Source organism: Luteolibacter rhizosphaerae (assembly GCF_025950095.1).
Lineage (GTDB): Bacteria > Verrucomicrobiota > Verrucomicrobiia > Verrucomicrobiales > Akkermansiaceae > Haloferula > Haloferula rhizosphaerae.
Genome location: NZ_JAPDDR010000016.1, coordinates 99,390 through 106,668 on the forward strand (window position 1 = coordinate 99,390; position 7,279 = coordinate 106,668).

A 7,279-nucleotide genomic window follows, 5' to 3' on the forward strand; every position below is an offset into this window, starting at 1 on the left:
TTAGAGGCAGGGTTTGCCGGATGGTGCGGGCATGGATCGAAACGACATCCTACGCTCGATTGAAAATCACCGCACCGGCCTCGCTCCGCTCCTGTCGGCTTACGAGGATCTGACCAAGGCCACCAAGGGCACGGGGGAGGGCGGCAAGGACCGTCCTTTCACCGCCGAGGAGTGGTCCCGCCATGAAGCGCTTGGCACGGATATCAACCGTATCAACCAAGCGATTGCCACGGACCGGGCCGCCCTTAAGGCGCTCAATATGTCCGAGGCTTCCGACGATGAGACCGCGCAGAAGCTCGGCCTCTCCGACCGTTCCAAGTTGCCGATGGCGACGGACGAATACATGGACAACTTCCTGCAGTTCGCTCGCGTCGGCTTCGACCAGCGAGCCTGCTCTCCGGATGTCTACAAGGCTCTCTCCACCGTCGCCCCGTCCACCGGCGGGGTGCTGATCCCTACGGTGATCGAGAACAACATCCTGATGGAGGCTCTTAGCCAGTCCCCGCTGATGGAGATCTCCGACGTCACCTTCACTTCCTCGATCCACACGCAGATTCCGTTCATTGGAACCATCGGCGTGTTGGCTCCCCGCAAGGAAGCCGAGGCCTACCTCAAGACCGAGCCGGCTCTCTCGGTCAAGTCCATCGACATCTACAACTACGGCGGCATGTTCCCGGTCTCGCAGGAGTTGATGGAGGATGCCGACGGGCTCGACGCTGCCTTCCGCCGCGTTTGGGCGGAGGCCTTCGCTGAAACGATTGAAGAGTATGGCTGGAAAGGAACCGCGGGCTTCAACGCTTTCGTGGACCAAGCCGGCAATGCCGCCCCGGTCACCCTCGCGAGCCGCGTCTGCCCGGGCATCCTCTCGCTCGGCACCGGTATTGTGCCGGCCGTGGTCAACAGCGCTGCAACGACCATCACGGCCGATGACATCATCAAGCTGAAGCAGGCCGTGAAGCCCGCCGCGCGCCGCGATGGCGTGTATGCCATCTCCTCGGACTTCGAGACCAAGGCGCTCTTGCTGAAGGATACCACCGGCCAGCCGATCTGGCGCCCGAACCTCATCGCGGGCCAGCCCTCGATGATCAACGGATCCGCTTATCACGTGAGCGATCGCCTCGACGCCGTCGCCGCGACCAAGACCCCGGCGCTTTTCGGCAGCTTCAAGCGCGCCCATGAGATCAAGATCCGCAAGGGTCTGACCGTGAAGAAGAGCGATCACTATCTCTTCGGCAACGGCATGATCGCCGTCGCCGCGGACGTCCGCTGGGGCGCCATGGTCCGCTTCGCCAACTACATCGCCCGCCTCAACACGCCGGCGTAATCACCTACACCTATAACACTGCCCAAGGGGCACTAGCATGGTTGCAACGAAGGCCGGCCGGAATGTCCGGCCGGCCTTCCAACTTTTAAGGTTATGACCAACAAGGAAATCATCGCGAAGATCGAAGCCGCGGGCCACCAGGTGACCGGGAATCTCAACCGCACCAAGCTCGAAGCGCTGGCCGCGGAAAGGGGAGTCAGTTTGGAGGAGCCGACGCCCGAACCGACGCCCGAGGATGGTTCCGGAACTACTGCGGATCCCGTGGATGACGGCTACGACCAAAACCGGCTGATCACGCCGGTGATGGCCGTTTGTGCCATCGCCGGCGACGCGGCCAAGGTCGAGCTCGCTTCGGCCGCTGAAGAATCCGCCGAGTAATCCCCATGGCCCGGCCTGTCATCGACCTGACGCTTGCCAAGTCGCACCTCCGCGTGGAGCACGATCTCGACGACGAGTTGATCGCGCTCTTCGTGGAGGCGGCGATCGACCGCACCTTGCAAGAGATCGGCCTCGCGGGAGTGCTCGAGCGGGAGCACGAGACCAAGACGACGCTCTCGGCCTTCGGCTTCCTCTATCCGGTGCAGGAGATCTCCACCGTGGAGAAGCGCGATGCCTTCGGGGTGTGGCGCGAGATCCCGGCGGAGGAGTGGGAGCTTACGGGGTCGATCGAGGAACGGCAGGTTCTCACGCTGTTCGAGGATGCCGGGCACCGCTCGGGCAGCGAATACCGGGTCGAGTGGAAAGCGGGCTTCAAGATGCTGCCGGCATGGTTCCGGGTGGCCTGCTATTTCCTGCTCGGCCACTACTACGAGAACCGGAGCTCGATCATCGTCGGGCAGGGACTCACCGCCATGGAAGTGCCGCAGGGCTTCCATCACCTCTGCGGGCCTCACAAGCGCTGGTTTTTCGCCTGATGTCCGATGGCCAACCGGATCGAGATCACGGGGTTCAAGCAGCTTCGGGACAGCGTGGCGAAGTTGGACCGGCGACTGCAGCGCCGTGTCTACGGTGCCGCGGTGCGTGCGGGCGGCAAGCTGCTGGTCGATGCGGCACAGGCGGCGGTGCCGGTACGCACGGGTGCGGTGAAGCGATCGCTGGTGCACCGCGCGAGCTCGAAGCCGTCGAAGGGACTCTTCGGGGTCAAGGTGACGGTGAAGGGCGGGGCGCGGTCGAGTGATCGGCTCGCACACCGGAGAGGCGGCAAGGGAGCAGACTACCACCCTGACGCCGTCGAGCGCTACTACCGCTTCACTGAACTGGGAACCAAGCACCACCCGGCACAGCCCTACCTCAAGCCCGCGCTGGAGGGGAAGGCCGACGAGGTCTTGAACGTGGTGAAACGGGAACTGGCGGCGGGACTCGAGCGGGAAGCGAAATCACTCTGAACCGATGAACGATCTTCTCGCGTGGCTGGTGGCGGCGATCAAGGCCGAGCCGTCACTTGCTGAATTCAAGGACCGTGTCTTTCCCGATGCGGCGCCGGAGAATGCCAAGAATCCCTGCCTCGTCTATCAGCTCTACGGCGACGAGAGCGAGGCCACCTTGGATCCGGGACCGCTGAAGGATGGCAGCTATGCCTATCAGATCCGGATCTATGCCGGTACGCGGATCCGGGCGAACGCGCTGCGGGAGATCTTCCGAATTAAATTCCAAGGCATGACCCCGCTGTCGATCGGCGGCGGGTGGAGGATCGAGGGAAGTGCCTGGGGAAACCTCGCCGAAACCTACGACGAGAAGCTCAGGGACTATGGGGCGCTCGGAGTGCTGGAGGTTCATCTCACAGGAGAATGAACGGGCGCGCCCGGCCGGGGGGGGATTTGACGGGCGCGCCCTATCTCCAGGGGGGAGAAGTGCCGCAAGCCCGATGCGAGAACCTGCGACGGCGGAGTTCATAGGATAGGGATCGTGTAGGGTCGACGTTCCCGTTTATAGCGGGAATGTTTGAAAATCAGAGATTCCAAACTACTCGGCGCGGGAGCCTAGCGGAGCAAGGCAACGAGGACGCATCCGAAGATCAGAAGCGCAAGACCGAGTGCCGCGAGTTCCGATCGGAACGTGAACAGGTGGTTGAGCATCGATGAGGATCGTGCGGCCATTACCATGGATTATCGCCAGAATGCAATGCCGTCAGCGATAATTAGATAAGGACCTCTCCGAGTCCAGCCTGTGGCCTGCCCTTGAATGGGCCGAATCGGAGCGGGGCTTCGTGGGCAGCGAGCGGGGCAGGCAGTAGCGTGGCGGCAGCATGAAAGGCAATTGCTCGAAGCTACAGCGCTACAACGGCACGAATTGGGACACGGTCTCGGCAAAGGTTTCCATGAGCGGCCCCGGCCTCTCGCGGGAGACGGTCGAAGAAGAACCCGTGATCGACTGTGATGCCAGCGGCGGCAACAAGTTCAAAGAGAAGTCACCCGGGACGAAGGAGATCGGGGATATCACGGTCGAGATCAAATGGAACCCGACCGTTCCGACGGGCACGAAGCAGATCGAGCGGTCTACCGCCGCGGGCATCGTGAGTGCTGCGGGCAATGCCCTAGTCACGATCACCAAGGCGGGCATGACCGGCTCGCCGATCGCCCTCAACATTCCCGTCTCTCCCGGCTCCCCGGGAAGCTGGGCCGGTGAGGTCCGCAACTACCTCGCCACCCATGCCGCCGCCGCCAACATCCGCGCGGTGGCCGAGGTGATCGATGGTGCCGGCACGTTCATCGACCTCCGCGCTCTGGATGCCGCGGCCGATGATGGGACCTTCAACATCGCGCTCGCCACCGGCACGGCGACGGGCATCACGGCCGCTCCGAACTCGGCGACGCTCGTCGCGGGTGTGGCGGGCGCGGACAATGACGAGAATCACCATCTGTTCGAAGACGACTTCGACAAGGAGACGGCGACCTTCTGGCGGATCGTGCATCCGAATAACGCCGCCACCGGCGTGCTGGTGCATGCGACGGTGAAGGAAGTGGGCGAGCCGAACTACGAGCCGAACCAAACGGTGAAGCGCTCGATCGTGATCGAGCCGACGGGCCGCCACTACAAAGCCGGCAACGCGATCGCGGCCGAGGTGCTGCCGGTGGGCATCCTTGCGCCCCAAGACCACTACGGTCACCACTAAGGATTTGCGGCTTCCGGGCTTTGCCGCATGACAGGGCGGTCACCTCGCGAGAGGTGGCCGTTTTGGTTGAATGACGAATGCAGGGGAAATGACGAATGCCGAGTTTCCGAATGACGAATGAAGTGGGAGGGGAAATGGAGGATTGTCCCTAGACGGGAGGCGAAGTGGTCTTAGGTTCCCGCGCACTTTTCCCCCCTCAACATGAATTATCTTCAAGACTTCCTTCGGCAACCGGCCGGCTTGCCGAGCACGATCTTGGTTCTCTTCTGCCTCATTTCGGGCCTGTTCTTGGTGATGCACGAGTGGCGCAGCGATCCCTGAACGATGCGAACCGCGGAGCGAGGTTGATGAAAGATGCGGGATTCCGCGCTGTGATGCGGACGTCATGCAGCTAAAACTGAGCATCAAGCAGATCAAGGCCCTTCAGGCGAAGCACGGGATTGCGAATCTCTTGCAGCCAACTCCGGAGGATGCGACCAAGGTGGCCAACGCGGGCTTCCTGGTGGATTTCTATTTCGAGGGATCGCGAAAGTTCGAAAACGCTCCGTCGATCGAGGAGATCGAGGACATGGATGTCGCCGAGCTGATCAGCGCTTACCAAGGCTACTTCAAGCAGGCCGTGGGGGGAAACGGCTGAGCGAGCTCTGGGCGCGGCTGCACGTCGCCACAGGGCTGGGGCTGGAGGAGTTCGACGAGCTCGGCCTCGATGAAATCGACTTGCTCTCGCGCGAACTGGATGCGCGGGAGCGGGCTTCTTACGTGCCGTGGTGCGACCTCTACGCGCTGCTGTGCAACCTGCTGGGCCGGGGCAAGCGGACATGGACGCGTGCGGACTTCCTGCCGGAGGAAGACGGGCAAGAGAAAGCCCCGCCGGCCGAAGTCGAAGCGGGGCTGAGAGCTTACCAGGAAGCGGTGGCGAGGGGACGGGAGAAGATGAAAAGAGTGCCGAGTGATCAGTAAGCAGTGATCAGTGGAAGAGGTTTTCTAGCCGACAGTTTTCAGTTTTCAGGCAAGGCCTTGGCGACACGGGGGAGGCGGGTGACGAAGGTGGTGGCGGTACTGTCCGATTCGACCCGGAGCGTGCCGCCGTGAGCCAAGGCGACTTCGCGGGCGATATGAAGGCCGAGGCCCAAGCTGCCGGCGACGCGGGCTTCGGTGTTGCCCGGATTCCGCCGAAGAGGGTCGAAGATCACCTGTTGCATCTCCGGAGGGATCGGGTCGCCTTGATTGATGACCTTGGCGATGACGTGTTCGTCGCCACCCTCGATCAGGAGGCGAATCGGACTGTCCGCGGCCCCGTGTTGGACGGCATTCCCGATCAAATTGGAGAGTAGCTGGCGAAGACGCGAGCGGTCCCACTTGCCGGTGGCAGAGCCATGCGCGGAGACGTCAAACTCGCGGTGCGGGTGGGCGGTTTTCATCTCGTCCATGACCTCCCGACCCAACTCGAAGAGGTCCATCTCCACCGGGACAAGGTTCATCTTGGCTCCTAGCCGTGTGGTGGTGAAGTCGAGGAGGTCCCTGATCATCCGCTCCATTTCCCGCACCGAAATGGTGATCTGGCGGGCAATCTTCCGGGGCATCTCAGAGAGATCCGGGTGTGAAGCGAGCATCTCGGCGCCGAGGACCGCAGAGTGCATCGGGGTGCGCAAGTCGTGGCCGAGGATCCCGAGGAACATCTCTCGGGAGTGATCGATCTCCTTCGAGTAACTGTAGATCGATTCCGCGAGAAGTTGGTCGATGGCTTCGTTGAAGCGGGTCATGTCCTTCAGGCGGTCGGTCTCCTCAACATCGGGTGTCGCCGCCCAAAGGTTCAGGACGCTAGCCCGAAGAGCCCGATATTCGGCAACCAAGGCCCTGATATCGAAGCCGGACTCAACGCGGCTGACCGCGTGCCGTTCCGAGGAGCGATTGACCGAGAGGCTGGATCGGGAGTCTTCGCCGTGGCCGGTTGATTTCAGGAACTGTTGCGCGTCAGATTGATCTGTTTGGAGGTCGACGATGACGGCACGAAGCATCTCCTCGGCATGGTCGCGCAGAAGCTTCACCGTGGGCGCATCGGAGGGCCAAACTGAACGGGCAAAGTCCTCCCACTGCTGAAGGACCGGTTCCATGTTAGAATCGAGGAACTCGTGCAAACGCATGCCCATATTTGTTTAAACTAGTCGACGCTGATCCAGAGTAAACGTGCCTCTTCAGCGATTTAGACTGTGCAGAATGCAGGGTGGGGTAATGCCGGGGGGAGGCGGGTGGGAGACGGAGCTTGCGCTACAGGGACAGGAATGTCCCTGCTCCTTATTTGACGCGGACGCCGCAGCGGCGGAAGCGGATGATGCCGTTGCCGTTGCACTTGAAGCCGACGTTAGGCCAGACGGCGGTGGCGCCGCTGCCGGTAACAGTGGCGGGGGTGCGGAGCATGACGATGCCATCGGCGGGGACGATGTCGGCCCAAGGGCTGGGGCCGCTGGTGGACATGTCGTAGGAGATGCCGCTGCCTCCGGAGACCTGCTTGGTGAGCGTGACTTGGAAGGCGCCGCTCATGACTTGGACCTCGAGGACAAGTTCCATGTTCTTGCCGACCGGGGAGCCGCCGAGGTTCGCGGTGCCGCCGTTGTTGAAGGACATGTCGCCGGAGAGGCCCGAGGTAGTCACGTTGAGCTCCCACCAGTCGTAGGCTCCGGCCTCGACGATCGTCTTGGAATTGAGAGTCGCGCCCGTGGGCATGAAGGGCGCACCCCAGCCGGTGGGCTGGCCGCTGCTGCCCGCGAAGGCGACGTTCGCATTCTCCCAGGCAACATTGGCCAAGGGGTCGTAGGAGTAGGCGAAGTAGGCCGCCATGGTCG

10 protein-coding genes are annotated in these 7,279 nt (G+C 62.4%); 8 read left to right on the forward strand and 2 right to left on the reverse strand.

Going from position 1 to position 7,279, the window contains the following annotated elements; translation table 11 throughout:
• Nucleotides 1-31 precede the first annotated feature (31 nt).
• From OJ996_RS23690 to OJ996_RS23725, 8 genes are all read left to right on the forward strand, one after another.
• Nucleotides 32-1,324, forward strand: coding sequence for a phage major capsid protein (locus OJ996_RS23690; protein ID WP_264516191.1), 1,293 nt, complete (start codon nucleotides 32-34; stop codon nucleotides 1,322-1,324).
• A gap of 93 nt (nucleotides 1,325-1,417) precedes the next feature.
• Complete coding sequence (locus OJ996_RS23695) at nucleotides 1,418-1,702, forward strand: hypothetical protein (RefSeq protein ID WP_264516192.1); 285 nt, start codon at nucleotides 1,418-1,420, stop codon at nucleotides 1,700-1,702.
• Between the two features lie 5 nt (nucleotides 1,703-1,707).
• Nucleotides 1,708-2,238: a head-tail connector protein gene (locus OJ996_RS23700; protein WP_264516193.1), complete on the forward strand. Its 531-nt coding sequence runs from the start codon at nucleotides 1,708-1,710 to the stop codon at nucleotides 2,236-2,238.
• 6 nt (nucleotides 2,239-2,244) lie between these two features.
• The gene (locus OJ996_RS23705) at nucleotides 2,245-2,709 is read left to right on the forward strand and encodes an HK97-gp10 family putative phage morphogenesis protein (RefSeq protein WP_264516194.1); all 465 of its coding nucleotides are present in this window, start codon (nucleotides 2,245-2,247) and stop codon (nucleotides 2,707-2,709) included.
• Nucleotides 2,710-2,713: 4 nt separating this feature from the next.
• A complete protein-coding gene (locus OJ996_RS23710) occupies nucleotides 2,714-3,115 on the forward strand; it encodes a hypothetical protein (protein WP_264516195.1) in 402 nt (133 codons plus the stop codon).
• 454 nt (nucleotides 3,116-3,569) lie between these two features.
• The gene (locus tag OJ996_RS23715) at nucleotides 3,570-4,436 is read left to right on the forward strand and encodes a hypothetical protein (RefSeq protein WP_264516196.1); all 867 of its coding nucleotides are present in this window, start codon (nucleotides 3,570-3,572) and stop codon (nucleotides 4,434-4,436) included.
• 385 nt (nucleotides 4,437-4,821) lie between these two features.
• Nucleotides 4,822-5,073 carry a hypothetical protein gene (locus OJ996_RS23720; protein WP_264516197.1) on the forward strand — a complete coding sequence of 84 codons (252 nt, stop codon included), beginning with the start codon at nucleotides 4,822-4,824 and terminating at the stop codon, nucleotides 5,071-5,073.
• Between the two features lie 80 nt (nucleotides 5,074-5,153).
• Complete coding sequence (locus tag OJ996_RS23725; RefSeq protein WP_264516198.1) at nucleotides 5,154-5,396, forward strand: hypothetical protein; 243 nt, start codon at nucleotides 5,154-5,156, stop codon at nucleotides 5,394-5,396.
• A gap of 38 nt (nucleotides 5,397-5,434) precedes the next feature.
• On the opposite strand, the gene OJ996_RS23730 is transcribed toward OJ996_RS23725, so the two are convergent.
• Both OJ996_RS23730 and OJ996_RS23735 read right to left on the reverse strand, forming a co-directional pair.
• Nucleotides 5,435-6,550, reverse strand: a complete 1,116-nt coding sequence (locus OJ996_RS23730) for an ATP-binding protein (protein WP_486624555.1) — start codon at nucleotides 6,548-6,550, stop codon at nucleotides 5,435-5,437.
• 181 nt (nucleotides 6,551-6,731) lie between these two features.
• The coding region (locus OJ996_RS23735; protein WP_264516200.1) for a hypothetical protein at nucleotides 6,732-7,279 on the reverse strand (548 nt) is incomplete at its 5' end.